Origin of the sequence: Maribacter vaceletii (genome assembly GCF_003634105.1) — a bacterium.
Classification (GTDB): Bacteria; Bacteroidota; Bacteroidia; order Flavobacteriales; family Flavobacteriaceae; genus Maribacter_B; species Maribacter_B vaceletii.
Genome location: NZ_RBIQ01000014.1, coordinates 37,792 through 62,111, shown reverse-complemented (window position 1 = coordinate 62,111; position 24,320 = coordinate 37,792). Strand labels below are relative to the sequence as shown.

At 30.6% G+C, this 24,320-nt stretch carries 24 protein-coding genes; 15 read left to right on the top strand and 9 right to left on the bottom strand.

Features of this window, described 5'->3' with window-relative positions; all coding sequences use genetic code 11:
* Positions 1–30 precede the first annotated feature (30 nt).
* From rpmB to ftsY, 4 genes are all read left to right on the top strand, one after another.
* Complete coding sequence (gene rpmB, locus CLV91_RS16555) at positions 31–267, top strand: 50S ribosomal protein L28 (protein WP_121069345.1); 237 nt, start codon at positions 31–33, stop codon at positions 265–267.
* An 18-nt stretch (positions 268–285) separates the two neighbouring features.
* Positions 286–468 carry a 50S ribosomal protein L33 gene (rpmG, locus tag CLV91_RS16550; protein WP_099574372.1) on the top strand — a complete coding sequence of 61 codons (183 nt, stop codon included), beginning with the start codon at positions 286–288 and terminating at the stop codon, positions 466–468.
* Between the two features lie 6 nt (positions 469–474).
* Positions 475–627, top strand: coding sequence for a DUF4295 domain-containing protein (locus CLV91_RS16545; protein WP_121069344.1), 153 nt, complete (start codon positions 475–477; stop codon positions 625–627).
* A gap of 86 nt (positions 628–713) precedes the next feature.
* Positions 714–1,673: a signal recognition particle-docking protein FtsY gene (gene ftsY, locus CLV91_RS16540; RefSeq protein WP_121069343.1), complete on the top strand. Its 960-nt coding sequence runs from the start codon at positions 714–716 to the stop codon at positions 1,671–1,673.
* Positions 1,674–1,761: 88 nt separating this feature from the next.
* Here ftsY and CLV91_RS16535 read toward each other — a convergent pair whose 3' ends face one another.
* Positions 1,762–2,883 (bottom strand): serine hydrolase domain-containing protein, encoded by a 1,122-nt coding sequence (locus CLV91_RS16535; RefSeq protein ID WP_245987208.1) that lies wholly within the window; start codon positions 2,881–2,883, stop codon positions 1,762–1,764.
* A 110-nt stretch (positions 2,884–2,993) separates the two neighbouring features.
* Between CLV91_RS16535 and rimO the strand changes: the two genes are divergently transcribed.
* Positions 2,994–4,319, top strand: a complete 1,326-nt coding sequence (gene rimO, locus CLV91_RS16530; RefSeq protein WP_121069341.1) for a 30S ribosomal protein S12 methylthiotransferase RimO — start codon at positions 2,994–2,996, stop codon at positions 4,317–4,319.
* Positions 4,320–4,335: 16 nt separating this feature from the next.
* On the opposite strand, the gene CLV91_RS16525 is transcribed toward rimO, so the two are convergent.
* Positions 4,336–6,789 carry a M14 metallopeptidase family protein gene (locus tag CLV91_RS16525; protein ID WP_121069340.1) on the bottom strand — a complete coding sequence of 818 codons (2,454 nt, stop codon included), beginning with the start codon at positions 6,787–6,789 and terminating at the stop codon, positions 4,336–4,338.
* 170 nt (positions 6,790–6,959) lie between these two features.
* Here CLV91_RS16525 and bshC point away from each other — a divergent pair, with 170 nt between their 5' ends.
* The 3 genes from bshC to CLV91_RS16510 all read left to right on the top strand — a co-directional run bounded on the left by bshC (position 6,960) and on the right by CLV91_RS16510 (position 11,393).
* The gene (gene bshC, locus CLV91_RS16520; protein ID WP_121069339.1) at positions 6,960–8,564 is read left to right on the top strand and encodes a bacillithiol biosynthesis cysteine-adding enzyme BshC; all 1,605 of its coding nucleotides are present in this window, start codon (positions 6,960–6,962) and stop codon (positions 8,562–8,564) included.
* Positions 8,565–8,582: 18 nt separating this feature from the next.
* Positions 8,583–9,947, top strand: coding sequence for an ArnT family glycosyltransferase (locus CLV91_RS16515; RefSeq protein ID WP_147406436.1), 1,365 nt, complete (start codon positions 8,583–8,585; stop codon positions 9,945–9,947).
* 75 nt (positions 9,948–10,022) lie between these two features.
* The gene (locus CLV91_RS16510) at positions 10,023–11,393 is read left to right on the top strand and encodes a pyridoxal phosphate-dependent decarboxylase family protein (RefSeq protein WP_121069337.1); all 1,371 of its coding nucleotides are present in this window, start codon (positions 10,023–10,025) and stop codon (positions 11,391–11,393) included.
* A gap of 1 nt (position 11,394) precedes the next feature.
* Here CLV91_RS16510 and CLV91_RS16505 read toward each other — a convergent pair whose 3' ends face one another.
* Complete coding sequence (locus CLV91_RS16505) at positions 11,395–11,940, bottom strand: pyridoxamine 5'-phosphate oxidase family protein (protein ID WP_121069336.1); 546 nt, start codon at positions 11,938–11,940, stop codon at positions 11,395–11,397.
* A gap of 289 nt (positions 11,941–12,229) precedes the next feature.
* Between CLV91_RS16505 and guaA the strand changes: the two genes are divergently transcribed.
* Genes guaA through CLV91_RS16490 form a run of 3 tightly spaced genes read left to right on the top strand, consistent with a single transcriptional unit; the run spans position 12,230 to position 16,479 of the window.
* A complete protein-coding gene (guaA, locus tag CLV91_RS16500) occupies positions 12,230–13,762 on the top strand; it encodes a glutamine-hydrolyzing GMP synthase (protein WP_121069335.1) in 1,533 nt (510 codons plus the stop codon).
* A gap of 2 nt (positions 13,763–13,764) precedes the next feature.
* Positions 13,765–15,927, top strand: a complete 2,163-nt coding sequence (locus CLV91_RS16495; RefSeq protein ID WP_245987207.1) for a LysM peptidoglycan-binding domain-containing protein — start codon at positions 13,765–13,767, stop codon at positions 15,925–15,927.
* A 27-nt stretch (positions 15,928–15,954) separates the two neighbouring features.
* The gene (locus CLV91_RS16490; protein WP_121069333.1) at positions 15,955–16,479 is read left to right on the top strand and encodes a DUF922 domain-containing protein; all 525 of its coding nucleotides are present in this window, start codon (positions 15,955–15,957) and stop codon (positions 16,477–16,479) included.
* A gap of 2 nt (positions 16,480–16,481) precedes the next feature.
* On the opposite strand, the gene CLV91_RS16485 is transcribed toward CLV91_RS16490, so the two are convergent.
* The 4 genes from CLV91_RS16485 to CLV91_RS16470 are packed head-to-tail and all read right to left on the bottom strand — an operon-like array spanning position 16,482 to position 19,091.
* Positions 16,482–17,708 carry a hypothetical protein gene (locus tag CLV91_RS16485; protein WP_121069332.1) on the bottom strand — a complete coding sequence of 409 codons (1,227 nt, stop codon included), beginning with the start codon at positions 17,706–17,708 and terminating at the stop codon, positions 16,482–16,484.
* Positions 17,709–17,758: 50 nt separating this feature from the next.
* On the bottom strand, positions 17,759–18,280 hold the full coding sequence (locus CLV91_RS16480) for a hypothetical protein (protein WP_121069331.1): 522 nt from the start codon (positions 18,278–18,280) through the stop codon (positions 17,759–17,761).
* Positions 18,281–18,292: 12 nt separating this feature from the next.
* A complete protein-coding gene (locus CLV91_RS16475) occupies positions 18,293–18,556 on the bottom strand; it encodes a hypothetical protein (RefSeq protein ID WP_121069330.1) in 264 nt (87 codons plus the stop codon).
* 25 nt (positions 18,557–18,581) lie between these two features.
* Positions 18,582–19,091 (bottom strand): hypothetical protein, encoded by a 510-nt coding sequence (locus CLV91_RS16470; RefSeq protein ID WP_121069329.1) that lies wholly within the window; start codon positions 19,089–19,091, stop codon positions 18,582–18,584.
* A gap of 244 nt (positions 19,092–19,335) precedes the next feature.
* Between CLV91_RS16470 and CLV91_RS16465 the strand changes: the two genes are divergently transcribed.
* Both CLV91_RS16465 and CLV91_RS16460 read left to right on the top strand, forming a co-directional pair.
* Positions 19,336–21,141, top strand: a complete 1,806-nt coding sequence (locus CLV91_RS16465; protein WP_121069328.1) for a tetratricopeptide repeat-containing sensor histidine kinase — start codon at positions 19,336–19,338, stop codon at positions 21,139–21,141.
* A 4-nt stretch (positions 21,142–21,145) separates the two neighbouring features.
* Positions 21,146–21,898 carry a LytR/AlgR family response regulator transcription factor gene (locus CLV91_RS16460; RefSeq protein WP_121069327.1) on the top strand — a complete coding sequence of 251 codons (753 nt, stop codon included), beginning with the start codon at positions 21,146–21,148 and terminating at the stop codon, positions 21,896–21,898.
* Between the two features lie 52 nt (positions 21,899–21,950).
* Here the strand turns inward: CLV91_RS16460 and CLV91_RS16935 are convergent, their stop codons facing one another.
* Positions 21,951–22,127, bottom strand: a complete 177-nt coding sequence (locus CLV91_RS16935; protein WP_170146778.1) for a hypothetical protein — start codon at positions 22,125–22,127, stop codon at positions 21,951–21,953.
* Positions 22,128–22,306: 179 nt separating this feature from the next.
* Here CLV91_RS16935 and CLV91_RS16455 point away from each other — a divergent pair, with 179 nt between their 5' ends.
* A complete protein-coding gene (locus tag CLV91_RS16455; protein WP_121069326.1) occupies positions 22,307–23,059 on the top strand; it encodes a hypothetical protein in 753 nt (250 codons plus the stop codon).
* Positions 23,060–23,108: 49 nt separating this feature from the next.
* On the opposite strand, the gene CLV91_RS16450 is transcribed toward CLV91_RS16455, so the two are convergent.
* Positions 23,109–23,975, bottom strand: coding sequence for a hydroxypyruvate isomerase family protein (locus CLV91_RS16450; protein ID WP_121069325.1), 867 nt, complete (start codon positions 23,973–23,975; stop codon positions 23,109–23,111).
* A 94-nt stretch (positions 23,976–24,069) separates the two neighbouring features.
* Here CLV91_RS16450 and CLV91_RS16445 point away from each other — a divergent pair, with 94 nt between their 5' ends.
* The gene (locus tag CLV91_RS16445; RefSeq protein ID WP_121069373.1) at positions 24,070–24,312 is read left to right on the top strand and encodes a DUF3820 family protein; all 243 of its coding nucleotides are present in this window, start codon (positions 24,070–24,072) and stop codon (positions 24,310–24,312) included.
* The last annotated feature ends 8 nt before the right edge of the window (positions 24,313–24,320 follow it).

The window sequence follows — 24,320 nt, the reverse complement described above, 5'->3', positions numbered from 1 at the left end:
GCACCCTGTTTAAAAGAAAAATTCTGCGCAATGTCAAAAGTTTGTGAAATTACTGGAAAAAGGGCTATGTTTGGGAACAACGTATCGTTCTCAATTAATAAGACCAGAAGAAGATTTAATGTAAACCTTTCCAAGAAAAGATTTTACATTCCTGAAGAAGATCGTTGGGTAACCTTAAAGGTTTCCGCTAAAGCGTTGAAAATTATCAACAAAAAAGGTATTTCGGCTGTTTTAAAAGACGCCAAAGCTAATGGATTAGTTAAGTAATCCTAAAATTCAACAAAAATGGCAAAAAAAGGCAATAGAATTCAGGTTATATTGGAGTGTACAGAGCATAAAGAGTCTGGACAACCAGGTACATCTAGATACATTACAACAAAGAATAAAAAGAATACTCCGGAAAGGATGGAAATTAAAAAATTCAACCCTATCCTTAAGAGAATGACAGTTCATAAAGAAATAAAATAATAGGTCATGGCAAAGAAGACGGTAGCAAGTTTACAAACAAGTTCTAAGAGATTGACTAAAGCCATAAAAATGGTAAAGTCACCTAAGACAGGAGCATATACTTTTGTAGAATCTGTTATGGCACCAGAATTGGTGAACGAATGGATTGCTAAAAAGTAACTAACTAACTTAAATTATTTTTTAAAGCCTCTTTCTTATGAAAGAGGCTTTTTAATTTTTTATATTTGAGTAACTATAGGTAAGATATGAGTTTATTTAAAAAAATATTTTCTTCTAAAAAGAAAGAAACCCTAGATAAAGGGTTAGAAAAGAGTAAAACTACTTTTTTTTCTAAATTAGGAAAAGCAGTTGCAGGTAAATCTAAGGTAGATGATGATGTTTTAGATAATTTAGAAGAAGTTTTAGTTTCTTCGGATGTAGGTGTAGATACTACACTAAAAATAATTGATAGAATTGAAGCTCGTGTTTCTAAAGATAAATATTTAGGTACTGACGAATTAAATGTAATTTTAAGAGAAGAAATTGCAGGACTTTTATCAGAAACTCACTTAGGAGAAGAAACAGAATATAATATCCCAAAAGATAAGAAACCATATGTAATTATGGTTGTAGGGGTTAATGGTGCTGGTAAAACTACTACTATAGGTAAATTGGCGCATCAATTTAAAAAACAAGGTTTAAAAGTTGTTTTAGGGGCTGCCGATACGTTTAGAGCTGCAGCAATAGACCAATTGCAGGTTTGGGCAGATAGGGTAGATGTGCCAATAGTAAGACAAGATATGGGGAGTGATCCTGCTTCTGTTGCTTTTGATACCTTAAGTTCTGCCGTTACCCAAGATGCAGATGTTGTAATTATAGATACAGCAGGGCGATTACATAATAAAGTGAACTTAATGAATGAGTTAACAAAAGTAAAACGTGTAATGCAAAAAGTTGTTGCAGATACTCCTAATGAGGTACTTTTGGTTTTAGATGGTTCTACAGGGCAAAACGCTTTTGAACAAGCTAAGCAGTTTACAAAAGCAACAGAGGTTACTTCTTTAGCAATTACAAAATTAGACGGTACTGCAAAAGGAGGTGTTGTTATAGGTATATCGGATCAGTTTAAAATTCCTGTAAAATATATAGGGGTTGGGGAAGGTATAGAAGATTTACAAGTCTTTAATAAAATTGAGTTTGTAGATTCCTTCTTTAATTTAAAGTAACTTTCCTAAACGAATAATTTAAAAGCCCTCTAAAATAGTACTATTTTAGAGGGCTTTTAAATTAAAAAGTTTTTTTATCAACAGCCAACTAGTTAATCACAGCATTAATTTTGCCCCATAATTCATTATCAAAACTAGACGGGCCAAGTTGCATTTCTTCGGCACTTTCTCCACAACGGACAATTACTAAATCCTTGCTAGGAACAACATATATTTTTTGGTCATCTGCGCCTAAAGCAGCAAACATGTCATCTGGTGCACTAGGGACTAAAGAGCCTGTAATTACTTCTTGTGAAGTAGTTCCCATGTAACTTTCTTTCCCGTTTAGCCACCATAAATAACCGTAAGATTTATTGATGTCTTGGGAAGTATTTACCATTGCATCAAAATAATTTTTACTAATAATAGTTTCGGAATCCCAAACACCTTCGTTTTCAATTAGTAACCCCCAACGTGCCATACTTCTGGTATCACTAGAATAGAGTGTTAGTAAAGTTAGTTCATTCCAAGAGCCATTCATTCCAATTTTATCTCTTATTTTAGAATAGAAATAGGTGTTAAAATTGGTTCCTGTTGCATTTGCTACAACATCTTTTAATTTTGTAAATGCACCTTGGTGGTATGCCCATCTAGTACCAGCATCTGCTTCATAATCAAAACAAGAAGGAGAAGTGCAAATCCATTTTAGTGTTTGCTCTACATAATCATTTAAACCAGTAGACATACTAAGGTGATTTTTTACGGTAATTAAGTCTTGCTGTTCGGTGGTTAAACTAGACCATTCTGCGCCTAAGTAATCGGAAGATTTATTAGTAATAGATAAATAACCTTCTTCTTGTGCAATGCCAATAGTACTAGATACTAATGTTTTACCAGCAGAATACCAATTCCATTCCTTATTTTGAGAATGGCCATTAAAGTATTTTTCAATTACAATTCTTCCGTTTTTTAAGATTATAAATCCTTTCGAATTTTTAGTTTCTAAATAATCGTATAATCCCTGTAAATTATCTTCATTCCAGTTTAATTGTTTTGGAGTAATAGTTTCCCAAGTAGCACTACCTATTTCTGGAAAATATATTTCTGTTGGAATTACTTCTTTCTCCTTTTCTTTACTTTCAGTGTCTTTGGAACAGGCAGAAAAAAGAATGCTTGTTGCTATGAATAGCAGAAACACATGTTTTTTCATCGTAATAATCTGTTTTAGCATAGTTTAGATTGGTTTTCATGCTTATTGATTTAACGTTTTAGGCTAAGAATTCGTATAAAAACAATATAGTTAGTTATGCTTATTGTATTTTTGCGCCCTATTTTATAGTTATGAGGACAAAATCACTTAAAAAGAATAAAATCAATGTAGTAACCTTAGGTTGCTCTAAGAATGTATATGATTCGGAAGTATTAATGGGGCAGCTTCGTGCCAACGATAAAGAGGTTGTTCATGAGGAAGAAGGTAATATTGTAGTTATTAATACTTGTGGTTTTATTGCCAATGCAAAAGAGGAAAGCGTAAATACAATTTTAGAATACGTAGAAAAGAAAAATGCGGGTGATGTAGATAAGGTTTTTGTTACAGGATGTTTAAGTGAAAGATATAAGCCGGACTTACAAAAAGAAATACCGAATGTAGATGAGTTTTTTGGAACAAGTGAGTTGCCAAGTTTATTAAAGGCTTTGGAGGCAGATTATAAGCACGAGTTAATAGGGGAGAGGTTAACAACAACACCTAAAAACTATGCGTATTTAAAAATTGCGGAAGGTTGCGATCGTCCTTGTTCTTTTTGTGCTATTCCAATAATGCGTGGTAAGCATAAAAGTACCCCAATAGAAGATTTGGTAATTGAAGCAGAAAAATTAGCAGCTAAAGGAGTTAAAGAACTGGTTTTAATTGCACAGGATCTTACGTATTATGGGCTAGATTTATATAAGAAAAGAAACTTAGCTGAGTTATTAAAAGCGTTAGTAAAGGTTGAAGGAATAGAATGGATTCGTTTACATTATGCATTTCCAACAGGTTTTCCTATGGATGTTTTAGAAGTAATGAATAAGGAGCCTAAGATTTGTAATTATTTAGATATTCCTTTACAGCATATATCTGATTCTGTTTTAAAAAGTATGCGTAGAGGAACTACACATGCTAAAACAACGCAATTATTAAAAGATTTTAGGGAAGCGGTACCTAATATGACTATAAGAACAACGCTTATTGTTGGATATCCAGGAGAGACAGAGGAAGATTTTCAAGAACTTAAAAGCTGGGTAGAAGAAATGCGTTTTGAGCGTTTAGGTTGTTTTACCTATAGTCATGAAGAAAATACACATGCTTATACTTTAGAAGATAATGTCCCTGAGGATGTGAAGCAAGATCGTGCAAACCAAATTATGGAAATTCAGTCCCAAATTTCTTGGGAGCTAAATCAGCAAAAAATTGGACAAACTTTTCGTTGTATTATAGATCGTAAAGAAGGAAATTATTTTATTGGTAGAACAGAGTTTGATTCTCCAGATGTGGATAATGAAGTGCTTATTGATGCTACAAAATATTATATTAAACATGGGGAGTTTGTTAATATAAAAATTAACGAGGCTGCAGATTTTGATTTGTATGGTGAGCCTGTACAGCAATCAAACTTTATTAGAAAATAAGGGTTTAATAGTTTTTTTAGTTTATCATAAAGATCGCATTTGCAAAAAATAGTTTTCCATTTTCCCAAAAGCCTCTAAATAAAGGGTTGTCTACCATATAAGTTACATTACCTTTTTTTAAGGATTGTGTACCATAAATTAAAGTGTTTTGTACTTTTTTTTGCGCATTACTACCTGCAAAACCAGATACAGGTTTTGTGTTTTGTTTTTCTAGATAAACGGCGTTTCCTTCATCTAAATATTCATAGGTATCATTACCTAATTTGAGTGTAAAGTAAGTGTCATTGTATCCATAAGAAAGCGGGTGCGTTGGATCTACCTTCGTTTTAAAAATTGCTCCAGTAATCGCATCTTTAATTTGTTCTCTTTCATTTTTCGCAAAAGATTTAGGACTCTTAATACTGTCTTTTTCTATTATCTTTTTCTTTATTTTAAAATCTTGTTTGTTAATAAAGCTTTGCAAAGCTTTTCCCATTACAATAAGATTACCACCATTTTCTACCCAGTTATGTAACGCAGTTACTCTTTTGCTAGTCATAAAGGAAGCGTAATTATTTCCGTTAGGTAAGATTAACACATTGTAATTAGATAAATTGATTGTGTCAAAATAATCGGCATCTAGAACAGAAATGGGGTAATTAATTTGGTTTTCAAAAAAGTGCCAAATTTCTCCAAAACGTAAGGTAGAAGTTGGTTTACCGGAAAGAATAGCAACTTTAGTATCGGAAATTATTTGCACCGAGTTAGACCCAAAATCTTTTCCAGAATCTACAAAACCAGTTTTAGTAGCAAAAAGTTTTTTCTGATGGGTATTAGCAATTTTACCTAGCTCATCTGCAAAATTTTTATGGTTAGCGTTGTCTAATTTAGTAAGTATTAAACTCCCACGATTATACGTTTTTCCTTCAATTTTAAAAGGGGTTTTGCTATACCTAACTTTAATTTTTTCTTGTAAAACGGCAGCTAAAAATTTTGCATCTTTTATACTATTCCAATCTGTTATATAGGCATATGCATCAGGGCTTAGAGAATTAGTTGTTAAGTTATTTTTTTCATAAGCTTTACTTGGAGCTATAGCAGTGGTAGCTACAGTATTTAGGCCATATGCATAAGGTAAAGACCATGCGGTAATATCATACGTTAAAGAGTCGGTTAATTTTGTTTTTGGTTCAAATAAAACTTTAACTAATGTGCTTTTGGGTTGGTTTGTAGAAACCACTAAACTGTTAGTAGTACTCTTAAAAGTTCCTGTTTTACTGCTGTTAAAAAGATATCCCTTTAAATTTGTGTTTTGTCCTTGTTGGTATTGTATTTGGTGTTGGTCTAATAATTTTGTTAAGGCTGTAATTTTATCTTCTGAACCATTTAAAACATAGCTATTGTATTTATAATTTTTAGTTTCATAAAACTTCTTGAACTCTTCATTAAGTTTTTTTCCATTTTTGGATGCAACTTCAATAGTAGATATTCCTGTAGTTAAATGATGACTATAACGGTCTTGTAGTGTTAATATGTCTCCAGCATATGTTTTTATAGCTAGGCCAGCTCTTCCGCTACCACCTTGTTCGTAGGTCATTCCAATACTACCATTGTAGGTAGGGTAGGTGTCTCCATAGCTAGGATATAATAAGTCAAAAACTTCTTTTGTAAAATATAACCATCCATTTTTATCAAAATATTTAGCATGATTTTTTCCAATCGTAGTTTGAAAATCTCTTTGAAACTTGGTTATGGCTTCATGATAAGGTTCTGCAGCAGGAGCAAAATAATAAGGACTGTCTACACCTTGTTCATGAAAATCTACATGTACATGAGGAAGCCATTTATTGTAAAATTTTAAACGTTGTTTGCTTTCTACTTGCGTTAGCCAAGCCCAGTCTCTATTTAGATCAAACATATAATGGTTGCTTCTACCATTCCACCACCCTTCATGGTGTTCTTTGCTATTAGGGTCTATGGTTATTTCTTTATTTTTATATTGGTTATACCAATTTACATACCTATCTCTTCCGTCTGGGTTAACACAAGGGTCTAAAATAATTATGGTATTCTCTAAGTACGTTTTTTTGGAGGTAAGTAGTTCGTATATGGTTTGCATAGCAGCCTCTGTACTAACACTTTCGTTGCCATGAACATTGTAACTTAACCAAACAATGGCTTTTTTATTGGTACCACTTCCAGTTGTACTTTTTAGATGTTCTAAACGTATGTTGTCTAAATTTTCAATATTTTCTTTGGAAGATATATATGCTAAAATTAAGGGTCTTTTTTCGTTAGTTTTACCATACTCCACTAATTTTACATTAGAAGCAGCAGCAGTAGAAACATGTTTAAAATAATCTATTACTTGATGATGTCTAGAAAAATGAGAGCCAATTTTATAACCTAAAAAGTCAGAAGGAGATTGTAATTTTTGAGCAAAAGAAAAAGTAGAAAAGAATACTATTAAGGCAAGTAAAGGGTTCTTCATTAATTATTAGTTTAAGTACTAAAAAAATCAAATCTAACAAATATTAACGAATAAGGGGCATTGGTTTTTATTGATTTTAAATGTGTCTTTTTTTAAAGCTGTGTAATTAACTTATTTTTAGGAACTGTAAAATAGTAGAGTTTTATCTTTACAAGATATTTTTTTTAGGTATGGATGTAGATTGTATTTCTTTTAGAAGCACAGGTTTTTTTTCAAAATTAATTTTAGACTACTTAGATCAGGAAAAACCTGTAAAAAACTTGTATTCTAATTTCCCCAATTTAGAGGGTGTTAAACATCAAATTAAAGAAAAAGAAAATCATTTTCCTGTTGCAAATAGAGAGGTTTTGTCTTCTGTTTTAGAAAAGCAGTATAAGGATATAAAAGTATCCGAAAAAACGAAACAAAATATAGAAGCTTTAAAAGATTCTAAAACGTTTACTATTGTTACGGGCCATCAGCTTAATTTATTTACGGGACCTTTATATTTCTTATACAAGATTATTTCAACTATAAATCTTGCAAAAAAAATAGAAGAAGAGAATCCAGGTTACAAAATTGTTCCAGTGTATTGGATGGCAACGGAAGATCATGATTTTGAAGAAATAAATTATTTTAATTTTCGAGGAAAAAAAATACAATGGAATAAAGAGGCAAGTGGGGCTGTAGGGAAACTAAATACAAATGGTTTAGAAGAAGTATTTGCAATTTTAGAACAAGAATTAGGAACTAGTAAAAATGCAAGTTATTTAAAAGAAGTTTTTAAAAATGCATATTTAAAACATAATACCCTTACAGAGGCAACAAGATATTTAGCAAATGAGTTTTTTAGTAATTATGGGTTGGTAATTGTAGATGGTGATGCTAAAGAACTAAAACAAAAATTAATACCGTATGCTAAAAAAGATATTTTCCAAAATGTAGCTTTTACCGAAGTTTCTAAAACCATAGAAGAGATACAACAAACTTCTGAGCAGTATAATATACAAGTAAACCCAAGACAGATAAATTATTTTTATTTATTAGAAGGTATTAGAGAACGAATTATTGAAAAAGAAGGAAATTATTATATAAATAATACGGAGTTACTATTTAGTAAAGAAGAATTAGAAAAAGAAATAAATAAATACCCGGAAAGGTTTTCTCCTAATGTAATTGCAAGACCGTTATACCAAGAAGTAATTTTGCCAAACCTTTGTTATATTGGAGGAGGAGGAGAAATAGCATATTGGTTAGAGTTAAAAAATATGTTTAAGGCTATGGAAGTTCCTTTTCCTATCCTATTACTTCGTAATTCTGCTTTACTTATGAAAGGGAAACAAAAAAATAAAATGGATAAGATGAATTTGTCTATTCCAGATTTATTCTTAAAACAAAATAGCTTAATTAATAAAAAGATTAGAGAAATATCTAATATTAATATAGACTTTACAGAACAACGTACCCATTTACAAGAACAGTTTTTGGGTCTGTATAGTTTGGCAGAACAAACAGATAAATCTTTCTTAGGAGCTGTTAAAGCACAAGAAATAAAACAGTTAAAGGGGTTGAATGCATTGGAGAAACGTCTTTTAAAAGCCCAGAAAATTAAACTAAAGGATCATGTAATTAGAATGTCTGATTTACAAAATGAGCTTTTTCCAAACTATTCTTTGCAAGAACGTAATACAAATTTCGCTGAATTTTATTTAGAATACGGAGAAGAACTTATTCCAAAACTAATAAGTAAGCTTACCCCATTATCGGGAAATTTTTCAGTTCTTGTAATGGATTAATAAGTGTAAATATATCATGTGTTTAAGAAGGTTACAATACTAGCTTTATTAAGTGGATTAGCAATTATTTGTATTAGTTACATGAAAGCTGCATTAGAGTTAGAAGATGCGGAACAAGCATTTTATTCTCAATGGTGGCGTTTAACTTATGATGATCAGCCACCATTATATACTTGGTTACAAATACTTGTGAATAAGGTATTTGGTGTAACTAAGTTTTCTTTTTCATTTTTACGCGCTTTATTATTTAGTGGCACAATAGGCAGTCTGTATTTTTTTGGAAAGCAATATCTAAAAAATAAAGAACAAGCAGCTTTAGCTGTTATTCTATTAGCCTTAGTGCCGGTATTTATAGATTTTACCTTTAGAAGGTTATCACATACATCACTATTGTGTTTATCCGTTGTATTGACTTTTATTTTTATACAACGTTTAATTACTAATAAATCTACTTTTAACTATGTGCTATTAGGATTAGTAATTAGTTTAGGAATCTTAACAAAGTATAATTATTTTTTAATGTTAGGAGCATTGTTCTTAGCTATTCCTTTTAATAGTTCATTAAAAAAAATAATTTTAAATAAAAGAATACTAGGAACTATAGCCTTAATTGTGATTCTTATTTTTCCTCATTTTTATGACTTGTTTTCTAGTTCTTATTTTGTTGATGAGTTACATAAGAGTGTTGTTGTAAAAACAAATACAGATAATAAAAATACAATACCAGTAATTTCAAGTTTTTTAGCTTTTTTTAAAAGCATAATTATTTTAATTCTCCCTATATTTTTATTTTTTGGATTCCTTTTTTGGAAGAAAAATGCAATTGTAAATATTGTTGAGAGTAGTTGGTTAAAGCATGTGTTTATAGCACAAATCTTAGTTCTATTGGTGGTATTTGTAAGTATGAATACAGTTAAGGTACATGCTAGGTGGCTTTTACCTTTGTTTATTCCATATATAGTTCTTTTATTATCTCTGGTTAAAATAAAGGGTCTAAATAAATATGTGAATTACGGTTTCATTTTTTTTCTTTTTATAATTTTTGCACAAACTATAAGAACGCCAATAGAAAAAGTTTTTAAAATACCTTCATCAGTACATTACAGTTTTAATGAAATTTCGGAAGACTTAAATACTAATTTTAAGAATAAGCAATGGGTTTTACCAGATGTTACTTATGCAGGTAACATTAGGTTTTTAAATCCAGGAAGAGAAGTTTTGTCTTTAGACGATTTTACACTACCAAAATCTAAAGAAAAAAAAGGGCAACGTGTTGTGGTAAAAATTAATTCAGACTCTTTAAAATCTATAGAAGTAAAAGAAGTTCATAGAATTGATGATTTTGGGAAAGAAAAAGAGAATCTAAGTTTTTATTTAGATTAATAACAATTTTATTTTTTTGTTTGCCCATGGAATGGTCTAGCTAATAGACTAACTTTGAGTAGTTAAATTAAAAATATGCATAATATAGATATTGGTTTAGTTGAAATGACATTGGATGTTGTAAAATATGCTATAGATAGGATAGCAAAAACAAATCCAGAATTTGGGAAGCCCAAAAAAGAAGAAGAACTAAGAGCAATAGTAGGAGAAACTATAACACCTGAAGGAATAGGAGGGGAAAATGCATTTAATTTATTTAAAGATGTTTTAATTAAAGCTACGGTTCCAATAGACCACCCAAGACATTTAGCATTTGTTCCTGCAGCACCTACAAGAGCTGCTATTATGTTTGATTTGGTTACATCAGCGTCTAGTATACATGGTGCTTATTGGATGGAAGGAGCTGGCGGTATTTTTGCAGAAAACGAAGCTATGAAATGGTTAGTTTCTTTAACAGGCTTGCCAAATAAAGCCTTTGGAGTGTTTACAAGTGGTGGTACTGCTGCTAATTTATCTGCAATGGTAGCTGCTAGAGAAAACTGGCGTAAAGACGATAAGAATTTAAATAAAAAAGGGCTAATAATAACTTCTATAGGAGCACACTCTTCAATTAAAACTATGGCAAAAGTTATAGATGTAGATGTTTTTCTAGTGCCAACAGAAGACTTAATGTCTAAATACGATTTAAAGAATGCAATAAATGGTTTAGATGAGGAAGACCGTAAAAGGTTATTTTCTGTCGTTGCAACAGGAGGAACAACAAACGCAGGAATAATAGATGATTTAGATGGAATAGCAGATATTTGTGAGAAAGAAAACCTTTGGTTTCATGTAGATGCGGCATATGGCGGTGGTGCTTTAGCGGCAGACTCTGTTAGGCATTTATTTAAAGGTATAGAAAAAGCAGATAGTATTACGATTGATCCTCACAAATGGTTATTTTCTCCTTATGATTGTGGTGCTGTAATATATAAAAACCCAGAATTAGCAAAAGAAGCACATTCGCAAGAAGGAAGTTATTTAGATATTTTTAAAGATGAAGGAGCTCATGGTTTTAATCCATCAGACTACCAAATTCAATTAACAAGAAGAGTAAGGGGGTTACCCCTGTGGTTTTCTTTAGCAATGCATGGAACAGATTTGTATAAATCTGCAGTAGAAAAAGGTATTGCACTAGCTAATTTAGCTGGAGAAATAATTACAAAAAATCCAATAGTAGAATTAGTTAGGGAGCCTAGTTTGTCTTGCGTTTTATTTCGGAGAAAGGGTTGGTCTCCTAATGATTATAGAGATTGGACGTATAAAAACCATAAAGAAGGTTTTGCACTTGTAACACCAACAAAATGGAAAATAGGAGATACTTTCGAGACAGTATCCCGTTTTTGTTTTATAAACCCAGATACTACAGAGGAAGATATAAATGCTATTTTAAAAACTATGGAGTAATTTAGGGAACAAGAAATTCACTAACCCACCCATTTATATCTTTATGAAATTGAACTTTAAAATGACTTGTTTCTTTTAGTTTTAAATATTCTATTGTTTCTGCTTTTATTTCTATGCTAGAAAAAAAGTTTTTTTCTTTAAGGTATGTTATTTCTTCAGGGCTGTTTATTTTACTACCGGGAGCAAACATTGTGGTATAATCTCTTTTTGCTTTTTCATTTATTTTTAACCACTGTTCTTTTAATAAACCGCAGTCTTTAATAACGTTAGCAATTCCTTCAATTTTTATTTGTAATTTTTTTACAGGATGATAAAATAATAAACTAACCTTAGGATTTTTTGTTATTTGAGATACTTTGGCAGATCGCCTGTCGGTATATAAAGTAAAATTAAAATCATCTGTAAACTTTCTAAGCCCAATGATTCTTAATTGAGGAGTATTTTCTGAATCAATAGTACCAAGAACACAAAATTTTAGGGGGTGGTTTTTCTTTGTTAATGCTAATTTTAATTCAGACGTAATTTCTTGTAAATAGAGATTCGTCATAAATTTGTTTTAAGTTACTTTAAAGGTAAGAAAAATCTCATAAAGTAGGGTTTTTATTTTTTCAGTTGTTATATATAAAAATTCCTATGAAAAAGAATTTTATATAAAATCTTTATGATTTTATGTGTTTAGGTTGGTTTTTAATTTCGATGTAAAGCTTAGGGTGGTTCCTAAGCTTTTTTATTATACTAAATTTTTAAATCAAGTCTCTTTTAATAAATTTTAAAATACTTATGTAAATATCTTTTGAAGATGCTTTCTTAAAATTTTCAAATTACTATTTTTGCGCATGCAAAATAACGTCCTAATATTAGATTTTGGTTCTCAGTATACACAACTTATCGCTAGAAGAGTTAGAGAACTAAATATTTTCTGTGAAATAAAACCTTATAATAACCTTCCAAAAGACCTTTCCGGATATAAAGCTGTGATTCTTTCAGGATCTCCATTTTCTGTAAGAGCAGAAGATGCTCCGCATCCGGATTTATCTGAGATTAGAGGAAAAAAACCACTCTTAGCAGTATGTTATGGAGCGCAATATTTAGCACATTTTGGAGGCGGAAATGTTGCGCCTTCAAATACAAGAGAATATGGTAGAGCAAATTTATCTTTTGTAGAAAAGGATGAATTATTCTTAGAAAACATATCAGAAGGTAGTCAAGTTTGGATGAGTCATAGTGATACTATTAAGGAATTACCAACAAATGCAAAGAAATTAGCAAGCACACATGATGTAGAGAATGCGGCATATAAAATTGAAGGCGAAGATACATATGCTATTCAGTTTCATCCAGAAGTATACCATTCTAAAGATGGTAAATTGTTACTAGAGAATTTTTTAGTTAAAATAGCTGGTTTAGCACAAACCTGGACTCCAGATGCTTTTGTAGATACCACTGTTTCAGAGTTAAAAGAAAAAATAGGGGATGATAAAGTAATACTAGGACTGTCTGGTGGGGTAGATTCTACTGTTGCAGCGGTTCTTTTACATAAAGCAATAGGTGAAAACCTATATTGTATTTTTGTAGATAATGGGCTTTTACGTAAAAATGAATTCCAAAGTGTATTAACGCAGTATGAAGGAATGGGGTTAAATGTAAAAGGAGTAAATGCTTCGGCACGTTTTTTGGATGAACTAGCAGGAGAGAATGATCCAGAAAAGAAACGAAAAATAATAGGAAGAGTTTTTATAGAAGTTTTTGATGATGAATCTCATCTAGTAGAAGATGCAAAATGGTTAGCTCAAGGAACTATTTATCCAGATGTTATAGAATCTGTATCCGCAACAGGAGGACCTTCAGCAACTATAAAAAGTCATCATAATGTAGGTGGTTTGCCAGATTATATGAAGTTAGACGTGGTAGAGCCATTACGAATGTTATTTAAAGATGAGGTTCGTAGAGTAGGTGCGAGTATGGGGATAGACCCGGAATTATTGGGAAGACACCCTTTTCCAGGCCCTGGATTAGCAATACGTATACTTGGAGATATAACTCCAGAAAAAGTTTCTATTTTACAAGAAGTAGATGCTATTTTTGTGAACGGATTAAAAGAATGGGGTTTATATGATAAGGTTTGGCAGGCAGGAGCTATGCTTTTACCCGTAAATAGTGTAGGTGTTATGGGAGATGAGCGTACCTATGAAAAATGTGTAGCTTTACGTGCTGTAGAAAGTACAGATGGTATGACGGCAGATTGGGTAAATTTACCTTATGAATTTTTGCAAAAAACATCTAACGATATAATAAATAAAGTAAGAGGTGTAAATAGAGTAGTATATGATATTAGCTCTAAGCCACCTGCAACTATAGAATGGGAATAAATATGAAGTTAGAACTTAAAAACATTTTTTTTGCAATCATTTTTGTCTTAATAGGAAATACTATTAATGCTCAAAAATTTACAACGCATGCTGTTAAAAGAGGAGAATCTTTAGAAACTATTGCTAAGCAATATAAAGTTTCCCAAGATGATATTCTTACTTATAATAAAGAATTGCAAAAAAATAAACCACTTGTAAAAAGTACTATTTTAGTTATTCCTTTAAGCCCAAAAAGAGTAGAACAGGTAGCAAAAACAAAGACAAGAACAACAGTAGAGAAGGATGAAAACCCTGTGCAAGAAGAACCAATAGGTTTTACTAGCTATAAAGTTCGCAAGAAAGAAACTTTATACGGTATTGCTAAACGTTTTCATATTACAGAGGAACTTATAAAAAAATATAACCCTTCTCTTTATGCATCTACCTTAAAAAAGAAGATGGTTTTGCGTATTCCAAAATACAAAAGAGTAAAACCTACAGAAATTAAAATTAATGAGGATGATTATGAAACGTATCTTGTTTCTGCAAAAGATACCCGTTGGAGTATAGCCCATAAATACGGTATTACTATAGATAGTTTAATAGTGTTAAATCCTAGACTTTCTAAAAATAATACGCATTTAGCAGAAGGAAGCGAGTTAAAATTACCTAAAATAGCAGGTAGTAGTGTAGGAGGGCAACAAGTACAATTGTATAAATCCTATACCGTTCCTGCCGGACAAACTTTTTATAGCTTAGAGAAAAAATTTGGTTTTACCTCAGAAGAATTAATTACTCTAAACCCAGAAATTAAAGAACGAGGGGGGTTAAAAGAAGGGATGGTTCTTCGTATTCCTGAAAAGAAAGTTGATTCAGGTGTTGTAAATACAGACAACTACATATTTTATGTAGTAAAACCAAAACAAACAGAATTTTCTTTAACTCGTAAATTAGGGGTTAGTTATAGAGAATTACTAGTTTTAAATCCAGATTTAAAAGATGGATTAAAAGCTGGTATGGTATTAAAACTCCCTAAAAGTCAAACCGGAGATTTTGAAGTAAAGAATTCGTTAGTTTTAGATAAAATGAATCTTTTGGATAGTATTGTTGTAGGTAATACTTCCAAAATTTTATTTCTTTTGCCTTTTAGGTTAGATAAGGTAGATGTGTCTAATAAACAAGATGCAATTAAGAAAATTAGCTCTAGAAACGATTTAAAATACAGTTTAGGGTTATATTCTGGAGCTCTTGTTGCGTTAGATTCTTTAAAGAAGTTAGGTGTAACTGTAGATGTAAAAACCCTAGATAATCAGTTAGATTTACAAAAAACAAAAGATATCTTAAATGCAGAAAATTTGGAAGACTATTCTGCAGTTATTGGCCCTATAGATGGGGCTTCATTAAAAGAGGTTTGTAGTCAGGCTAATAGAAGTAATGTTCCAGTAGTAGCACCTTTTCCAGTTAAAAATAATATGGGTCATAATAATGTTTTCTTTTCTTATCCTTCGGATGAAGTTCAAAGGGAGCGTATGCTTGTATATTTAGAAAAGAAAGTTGATGATGAAAATATTATAGTAATAGCAGATGGGGATAATAAATCTATAGAAGATAAAATAGTAACAAGATTTCCAGAAGCTAAAATTGTAGAAATAAAAGAGGAAAAGAAAAATGTAGCAATTAATATAGAAAAACTTACAGCATTATTTTCAGAAGAAGTGGGGAACTGGGTATTTGTAGAAACTGCTAACCCTAAATTAATATCTAGTGTAAGCTCTATCTTAAATTCAATAAATACGAAAGATGTAAGTGTAAAAATGTTTACAACAAATAGAAATAAAGGATTTGAAAATGATGTTATTTCGAATGTACATTTATCTAATTTGAATTTTACATACCCTTCTGCATATAAAGAAATCTCAACTAATTCTTTTGTAAAACAGTATAGAAAAAGATTTGGAGATACTCCAGATAAATACGCGGTAAGAGGGTTTGATTTAACGTATGATATTTTATTAAAATTAGCCTATAAGAATAATTTATTTGCTGTTTCAAAAGTTGTTGGGTCTACAGAGTATAATGGTAATAGTTTTAATTATGTTAAGAAAGGAAATCAGGGCTATTATAATAACGCATCTTATATTATGAGTTATGATGATATGCGAATAAAACAAATTAAAGAAGAGTAATAGTTTGCAATAAAACAACATATACAATTGGATGTACTAAGATTTTTTATATTAATATTTTTTAGTGTATCTATATTAAGTGCACAAGATTACACTACTATTCTTTGGGATTCGAACAATAAGTTAACCTGGGAAAATTTTAAAGGAAAGATTCCTTTACATAGTAGAGCGGCTGCAACAACCGCTAGTGGTGTTACTTATAAATACTCTGCTCAGAGAATAAGAGGTGAGCTAAATGTAAGTTTTATTGTTAGTGCTTATTTTTACCCTAAAAAATCTTGGTACAATCCTTCATTGTGTGATTCTCTTATTTTGAGTCATGAGCAATTACATTTTGATATTTCTGAACTTTATGCTCGAAAATTAAAGAGAAAACTAGATGCTACAACCTTTACCCATGGTAGTTTAAAAAAAGAGGTAAAGTCTATTTATAATGTGGTTATGGCCGAGCTTAATAGCTATCAAAACCTTTATGATAAAGAAACTAATTTTTCTAGAGACCTAGAAGAACAACTACGTTGGAATAAAAAAATAAGAGAGGCTTTGAAGTAGTTTTATTCTAGTCTTGCAGATACTACGGTACTTTTTTCTGTAGTATAATAAATTTCATCACCAGATATTCTAAAATATTCTTCACCATAACTATCTTCTAATTTATTAACTGCATAAGAAACAGTAGCAACTTCAAAAGGGAGTAGAACCTTTATTTCTTTTTCAGAAATAGTATTACCCTTTTCTGTGTTAATCTCATATAGGTTGTTGTTTTTACTATACAAAAACAATCTATTAGAGACTAAAAATAATTGGCCAACTTCTCTGTTTTGTATTTCAGACTCCCAAATTATAGTTTTAGTAAGCCAATTAAAAGCAAAGACTTTTCCAGTAATATTATCATGAAAAAATAAGACATTTTTATTTTTGTCATGAAGCATATGTGAAATTTTAAGATTATTGGCAGCATCTAATGGATATTTAAATTCAGCTTCACCGGTAATGGGAGAGCGAATAATAAAATAACTTGCACCTGTGCTTAAAATTTTGGAGCCTAAATCTACTGCGAAAGAAAAATAATTAAGGTGTCCATAGTTTGCTTCATCCCATTCTGGAATTTCCCAAAAAATAGAACAAGTATTTGGGTTTATAGAGAGTAGTCTTCTATTGGTATCCATTAAGACCAATTGATTATCCTTAGCAAGGAAGTTTCTAATAATATGAAGCTTAAATTCATCGCAAACTGCAATATCATTTCCTGTTTCTAGTTCCATATTAAATAGTGCGGTAGACTTTTTTCTTAATCCAAACCAAGAGTTATTAGATTCAATAGAAGGATACACTCCAGATTTTCTTGAGAATAATACAGAACCATTTTCAGGGTTTATTTTTAAAAGTGTAGGGTCATTTATATCTAAAGCTAATACCCATAAATAATTTTCAACTTTTTTTAAGGCGTAAGGAGGAAAAGAAGTTTCGTCTTGTATAGCCCATATACTTGCTCCAGTTTCTTTATTAAGTCTTAAGAATCCATTTTCTCCTACGGGATTATAATAATATAAACCATTGTCTGATACGTGAAGAAAACTCCTAAAAGCGTGTTGTATTTGCTGTTCAGTTCTATTTATAGACCATTTTACTTTAAAGGGGAGATTAGAGGTGTCTTCTAACTCCTGTTTTACATCTTTATCGTTTTGTTCCTGTTCTTCTTCATCAAGGTTTGTAATATCACTACAATTCTGAAAAGAAATTGAAATTAGTAAACATGAAAGTGCTATTATTTTTTTCATTTTTTCTATCTTAAAAAGAACAGGATTTCACTTAATAAGTTCTTGTAAATTTAAAACCTTATAGATGCCCCAAGGTTTATATATGCTACACCATAACCAGCCTCTACAAAACCTGCAAAAGTTTTAGTAAAATACCACCTACCGCCTGCAAAAGCAGTTCCGCTAGGTTTGCTACCATAATTTCCTGTGTTTCCGCTATATGAAAGTATGTTGTAAGAGAGCATAGCTCCTGCATAAATATCTAAATTTTTTATTTCTAATCCGGTATAATGGTATGCTCCACGAACACCAATAATAGTATAATTCCATTTTTCATTTCCAAAAGTATAGTTGTATTTATAGCTTTTAGTACCTAAGTAAGCACCTAAACTTACAACTCCTGGACCTGGTAAATCCCATACACCTCTTTCATAAGTAGCGCTAAAGCTAGGACTTTGGGAAGAAGTTGTGTAGTTTCCAAAACTACCTCCAAAACCAATGCCTGCATTAATAACATTTGTTCCTGTATTAAATTCTTGTGTATAACCATAAGTAGTTATAGAAATAAAGAGTATAAAAAATATTTTTTTCATTATGTTGCTTTTTTAGTTTGCTTCACAAGAAGCTCTTAATTCTGCGATGCTTTTTTTGTTTTCGTCAGATAAAAAGCTGCTGCAAGAATTTTCTAGTTCATTGATTAGTTTTAAAAGTTCTGTACAATCATCAGAATCATCGTCAACTATTTTTGATAATTTATTTGCACATTCTATAGCCTCTAAGCTATCTAGGACACCTAGAGGGTCTTTTTTTGAGCAGTTGGTAAAAACTAAACATGCAGTAAATATGATAATAGAAATAGTTTTTTTCATAATGTATTTGGTTTTTAGTTTATTTTTATTTGGAATATTTCACAACAATTGTATTGTCCGATATTTCTATCATTTTAAAGGAGTTACGTGTGCTTTTAGGAACCATTTGCCATAAGTTATCTGCACTTTCTTTATAGTTTAGTAATATAGAAACTAAACCACTATTATATTTTTTTACTGGCTTTTTTACCCCTCTTGTTTTTATAATATGATTGTATAAAGAATGTATACTTTCATTATCATAAGTTGCATTATGTATTGTAATGTTTACAGTGCCTTTAGGAGTTTTTTTCTTGTCTCCAGTTCCAAATAATGAACCTATTGTATTAATTGTTTCCTTAGAAGAGTTAATAGTACTTTTTAAAGATTCATTGGTTTGTTCAATAGATGAATTTGCATTTGTAATAGTTTTATTTGCATCATTAATTTCTTTAATTCCGTTGTCTTGTTTTTGATTACTACTAGAGCTTTGAGCATGTGCTACTTTAAGATTAACAAGTAGTACTATAAAAAAGAAAAAAAACGTATTTCTCATATTGTTGTTTGGTTTTGGTTCTAAAGTTTTAAAAGTAGTTTTATAAATAAAGTAAACCCAAAGAGAATTTGTAGTTGGTATTTATTTACAATTAAGTGTGCTAATTATGGTAATAACTGTTTTGGTTTTTTTATGAGATTGCTGTAATTTATTAAAGGTTAGAGGGTTTAGTGTGATTTTTTTACTTAAAAAATGCCATAGTAACTAAAAACAATTACATTTGAAAAACCATCACAACCAAACTATGATTATTAAGCAAAAAAAAGCTACTTTATTTGTAGTTTTTTTCCTTTTTCTGTGCTTTTTAGGATTTAGCCAACAATCTAAATTAGATTCTATAATTTCTAAATTGAGAGTTTATGAGGAGAGAGATTCTGTAAGGGCAAGATTGCTAGTTAATGCAGCTTGGAATTCTATCTATGAAAACGAGCAAGATGCATTTGTTTATGTTAATGAAGCTGTAGATATAGCAAAGGAAATACAATGGGATTGGGGGTTAGTAGTTAGCTTAAGACAAAAAGGAGTTAATTATTATGTGCAAAGAGATTATTTAAGTGCGGTAGATACTTGGCAAGAAGCATTAAAAATTGCAGAAAATAAAAATGTAAAGGATAAACTGCTAATAGCTAGTATATACAATAATTTAGGAAATGTACATGCAGACTTTAAGCAATATGCGAAAGCGTTAGAGAATTACAAACAATGTCTGCATATTTCTGAGCAGGTTGGTAATAAGGAAAATAACATAAATGCACTTTCCAATATTGGATATGTTTATGTAGACCTTAATAAGATAGAAAAGGGTATTGTATACTTTAATAAGGCTCTGTTATTAGCTAAAGATGAAAGTAATAAACGATTAATTGCTTCTATAATTAAGAACTTAGGAGATGCTTACAAACTTAAGGAAGATTATAATAAGGCTTTGAGTTTTTATGAAGAGTCTGCCAAAATAGCCGAAGATATTAAAGATAAGTATGTTGCATCTTCTGCACTAAATAGTATAAGCGAGCTACACATTAAATTAGGTAAATATGATGAAGCCCAAGTGTATAGTGAAAAAGCTTTACAGTTAGCAAAAGAAATAAATACGGTAGAATGGCAAGCAGATTCCTGGAAGTTATTAAGTGATGTTTTTGAGAAAAAAGGAAAAACTAAAGACGCTTTAAAGGCATATAAAAATTACATACAATTAAAGGACAGTATACAAAGCGAAGATAAAAAAGTAGCACTAACCAGAAAAGAGATGGCCTTTAAGTTAGAGAGACAAGAGGCTAAAGCTAAGGCAGAACTAGAGAAGGAAAAACTTTATGCAAACTTAATTTTAACGGCTGCTATATTTGTGGTGTTAGGTTCTATTATTGCTTATGTGTTATATAAAAGGAAAAGAGATGCTATAGAGTATAGAAAAATAGCAGAATTTAAAACTAAAGTTGCTGAAACAGAATTAAAAGCACTGCGTTCGCAAATGAATCCGCATTTTATATTTAATGCAATGAGCTCTATAGGAGATTACATGATAAAAAATGATTTGGAAACGGCAAATGAGTACTTAATAAAGTTTTCAAAATTAATTCGTTCCATTCTTGAAAATTCTGAAAAAAAATGGATAAGTTTAGAGGAAGATTTAGAGTTGACTAAATTGTATATTGAAATAGAATCTTTAAGATTAAAAGATAAAATATTTTATACCTTTCTTATAGATAAGAGCATAGATGTAGAAAATACTATGGTTCCTCCTCTTATTTTACAACCATTTATAGAAAATAGTATTTGGCATGGTATAGCTAAAAAAGAAGGCAAAGGAACAATTAAGATTTGTGCCAAAAAAAATGAAAAACATGTAGTTTTTAGTGTAGATGATGATGGAGTTGGGAGAAAAAAAGGATTAAAACAATTACCAAACCATACCGCAATGGGTGTAAATATTACTAAAAACAGATTAGCAATTATTAATAACCAAGATGGCTTTAACAATAGTGTAAAAATGATTGATAAAGTCCAAGGGGTAAGGATTGAAGTAAAAATACCTTTAGAGTTAAGATTTTAGAAATATGTTAAAAGCAATTATTGTAGATGATGAACAGCATTGTGTAGATAGGATAACAAAGCTTTTAAAAAAGTATAATAGTTTAATACAACTTGATTATACAGTAAATACTGTTTCTAAAGCAAAACAGTATTTAGAAAAAGAAGAACCCGATATTGTTTTTTTAGATGTACAGATATATGAAGAAACAGGTTTTGATTTACTGAGACAACTTTCTAAAATTAATTTTGAAATTATTTTTACAACAGCATATGAAAGTTATGCAGTTGAAGCTTTTAAATTTTCTGCATTAGATTATTTGCTGAAACCTATAGATGAAGAAGATTTTGATAGGGCTATAGAAAAAATAAAAAATAAAACGTCTTTAACAGAACTATCAAAAAAGATGGAAACTTTATTCCATAATCTTAAAGAAGTTAATACTAGTAACACTAAAAAAATTGCGCTTCCAACATTAGAAGGCTTAACTCTAGTTTATATTCATGATATAATTAGATGCCAGTCTGACACGAGTTATGTGCACTTATATTTAAAAAGGAATAAAAAAATAACAGTAGCAAAAACCTTAAAGTATTTTGAAGGTTTGTTAGAAGCACATGGTTTTTTTAGAACCCATCATTCTCATCTAATCAATTTATCTATGGTAGAGAAATATGTAAAAGGAAAAGGAGGATATGTGTTAATGCAAGATGGTTCTTCAGTAGAAATAGCTGTAAGAAGAAAAGAACAGTTTTTAAAACAATTATCAGGAATTTAAAAGCATACTCTCATAGTAATTAAATTACTATGAGAGTATGCTAAAAAAAACATTAAGCACCACCGCTTGGTAGTCTTATAGGAGAATCATCTGCTGCATTAAGTTCCGTTTCTGGAATAACAATCTTTTCTTTAGGAACCCCATCATATAAAAGGTTGTCTTCGGCTTCACAAGAGAATAAACTTACCATTAATAAGCACCCTGTGGTAATCTTCATAAATGTTCTCATAATTAAATATTTAAGAATTAATAATGGTCAAATAAAAGAAGGCATAGAGCGACATGTGCTACATGTAGGGTCATGTCTGTTAACATGTCCAGACATGATAGATATTTAAATAGAATAAGTAAGGTTGGGAAATAAATATTTGTACTTTTATATAGAGTTTAATTCTAAATAAAAACAGTATGTCTAAACTAACAAAAGTGCAAGTAAAGCAGCTAAGCGGGTTTATGTATGTAATGGACCAAATTGTAGAAAAACAAAAAGAATTGGGAGAAATTAGGTCAGTTTTTATTCATAGGATAGAAGACCATGATTGTGTTACCATTTGTGAAAAAACAGTTGAAAGGTTATTTCGTTTAAGAGATGTTTTGGATGAAAATACAGAATTGGAAGAAATAATTTCTGATTGTGTTCATCATCCCTCAATAAGAACATTAAATCAAATTGTTAGGTTTTTGGGGGACTCTAAAGATTTTACTTTTAAAGATGTTATCGAAGACAATGAAGAAGAAATAGAGCTTAAGTATGATGTAAACCAATTAAAAGAAACCTTTGAAAAGGAATTTGGGAAAAGAAATTCTGATGTATTTTATTATGAACAAGCCAAAAAGGCCTTTGATAAAATAAAAGATAAAACAAATCGTGAAAAACTTGTAGCATCTTTAGTTACAGAAAAACCAGCAGAAGTATTAAAAGAATATCCAGATTTAGTTAATAAGTTATATACCCAAAATATTATGATAATAGGATACCTTAAATTTTTAACAGGATTATCTGCTATGTTGCTTTTACATGATATTCAAGATATATTTGTGGAGGCAAACAATCTAATAGATATGTTAGATACGAATGTAGAGAACTCTAATTACAGTGTAGAGGAGGAAATTAAAATCAAAGAAAAAGAAAATAAAAAGCTTGTTCCTTTAAAATCTTAAGGAAATAAAAAGAAAGCCCAAGTAAACATTTACTTGGGCTTTCTTTTCTTTAAACATCACAAATTAAAAACCCTTGTTTTAAGGAGTCTAATTTACCTTCCCTTGCAGGAATAAATTCTTGTGCAACATATCCTTTATAACCAGTAGCTAAAATAGCTTTCATAATAGCAGGGTAATATAATTCTTGACTTTCATCAATCTCATGTCTCCCAGGAACACCAGCAGTATGATAGTGCCCAAAATATTGGTGATTATCTTGTATAGAACGTATAATATCACCTTCCTGAATTTGCATGTGGTAAATATCATAAAGTAATTTAAAGTTTTCGGAACCTAATGCTTTACATATTTCTATACCCCACGCAGAAGTATCGCACATATAATCTGGATGATTAATTTGATTAAAAAGTTCCATTTGTAAAACTACGCCATGTTTTTCGGCTAAAGGCATAATTTGTTTTAACCCGGTAACACAGTTTTGTAAACCTGTTTTGTCATCCATTCCATCTCTATTACCGCTAAAGCAAATAAGATTTGTATAGCCTGCCTCGGCTACTTTTGGGATAATATCTGTGTAGTTTTTAATTAATGTTTCATGGTATTCAGGATTATTCCAACCTTTTGTAAGCCCTATTTCTGCACCATTACACATGGCACTATGAATATTATATTTTTTTAATAACGGCCATTCCTCGGGTCCCATTAAATCTACAGCGGTTACACCTAGTTCGTTTAAGGTTTTTAAAAAATCCTCTAAAGGAATATCTTTAAAACACCAATGGCAAACACTGTGGTTAATGTTATTTTTAAGTTTAAATCCCATATCTTGCTTTTTTTCTTGCGCACTAGCGGTTTTGCAAGCAACTAAGCCAACAGATGCTGCGGCAGATGTGCCAATAAATGTTCTTCTTTTCATGTTGTTAATTTACTGGTTTGTAATTATTTGTATGTAAAATAGTTGTAATAAGTGTATTGTGTACGTGAATAAAGATATGGTAATAAATAAGAAAATGAAAATAGAACCAGATAAAAAGAAACTTATAGAATTGGCTCATTATAGAATGCCTTATGGAAAATATAAAGGACGTTATTTGGTAGATATACCGGAACCATATTATACTTGGTTTTATCAAAAAGGATTTCCAGAAGGAAAACTAGGGAACTTACTTAGTGCTATGCATGAAATTAAAGTTAACGGTCTAGAATCTCTGATTTATAAAATACAGAAAGATTTTCCTAAGGATTATCTATAATATCTTCT

What these genes read in the sequence shown, in the direction of transcription:
- rpmB (WP_121069345.1), top strand. Translation starts at nt 31, where the DNA reads ATGTCAAAAGTTTGTGAAATTACTGGAAAAAGGGCTATGTTTGGGAAC.
- rpmG (WP_099574372.1), top strand. Translation starts at nt 286, where the DNA reads ATGGCAAAAAAAGGCAATAGAATTCAGGTTATATTGGAGTGTACAGAG.
- CLV91_RS16545 (WP_121069344.1), top strand. Translation starts at nt 475, where the DNA reads ATGGCAAAGAAGACGGTAGCAAGTTTACAAACAAGTTCTAAGAGATTG.
- ftsY (WP_121069343.1), top strand. Translation starts at nt 714, where the DNA reads ATGAGTTTATTTAAAAAAATATTTTCTTCTAAAAAGAAAGAAACCCTA.
- CLV91_RS16535 (WP_245987208.1), bottom strand. Translation starts at nt 2,883, where the DNA reads ATGCTAAAACAGATTATTACGATGAAAAAACATGTGTTTCTGCTATTC.
- rimO (WP_121069341.1), top strand. Translation starts at nt 2,994, where the DNA reads ATGAGGACAAAATCACTTAAAAAGAATAAAATCAATGTAGTAACCTTA.
- CLV91_RS16525 (WP_121069340.1), bottom strand. Translation starts at nt 6,789, where the DNA reads ATGAAGAACCCTTTACTTGCCTTAATAGTATTCTTTTCTACTTTTTCT.
- bshC (WP_121069339.1), top strand. Translation starts at nt 6,960, where the DNA reads ATGGATGTAGATTGTATTTCTTTTAGAAGCACAGGTTTTTTTTCAAAA.
- CLV91_RS16510 (WP_121069337.1), top strand. Translation starts at nt 10,023, where the DNA reads ATGCATAATATAGATATTGGTTTAGTTGAAATGACATTGGATGTTGTA.
- CLV91_RS16505 (WP_121069336.1), bottom strand. Translation starts at nt 11,940, where the DNA reads ATGACGAATCTCTATTTACAAGAAATTACGTCTGAATTAAAATTAGCA.
- guaA (WP_121069335.1), top strand. Translation starts at nt 12,230, where the DNA reads ATGCAAAATAACGTCCTAATATTAGATTTTGGTTCTCAGTATACACAA.
- CLV91_RS16495 (WP_245987207.1), top strand. Translation starts at nt 13,765, where the DNA reads ATGAAGTTAGAACTTAAAAACATTTTTTTTGCAATCATTTTTGTCTTA.
- CLV91_RS16485 (WP_121069332.1), bottom strand. Translation starts at nt 17,708, where the DNA reads ATGAAAAAAATAATAGCACTTTCATGTTTACTAATTTCAATTTCTTTT.
- CLV91_RS16480 (WP_121069331.1), bottom strand. Translation starts at nt 18,280, where the DNA reads ATGAAAAAAATATTTTTTATACTCTTTATTTCTATAACTACTTATGGT.
- CLV91_RS16475 (WP_121069330.1), bottom strand. Translation starts at nt 18,556, where the DNA reads ATGAAAAAAACTATTTCTATTATCATATTTACTGCATGTTTAGTTTTT.
- CLV91_RS16470 (WP_121069329.1), bottom strand. Translation starts at nt 19,091, where the DNA reads ATGAGAAATACGTTTTTTTTCTTTTTTATAGTACTACTTGTTAATCTT.
- CLV91_RS16465 (WP_121069328.1), top strand. Translation starts at nt 19,336, where the DNA reads ATGATTATTAAGCAAAAAAAAGCTACTTTATTTGTAGTTTTTTTCCTT.
- CLV91_RS16460 (WP_121069327.1), top strand. Translation starts at nt 21,146, where the DNA reads ATGTTAAAAGCAATTATTGTAGATGATGAACAGCATTGTGTAGATAGG.
- CLV91_RS16935 (WP_170146778.1), bottom strand. Translation starts at nt 22,127, where the DNA reads ATGAGAACATTTATGAAGATTACCACAGGGTGCTTATTAATGGTAAGT.
- CLV91_RS16455 (WP_121069326.1), top strand. Translation starts at nt 22,307, where the DNA reads ATGTCTAAACTAACAAAAGTGCAAGTAAAGCAGCTAAGCGGGTTTATG.
- CLV91_RS16450 (WP_121069325.1), bottom strand. Translation starts at nt 23,975, where the DNA reads ATGAAAAGAAGAACATTTATTGGCACATCTGCCGCAGCATCTGTTGGC.
- CLV91_RS16445 (WP_121069373.1), top strand. Translation starts at nt 24,070, where the DNA reads ATGAAAATAGAACCAGATAAAAAGAAACTTATAGAATTGGCTCATTAT.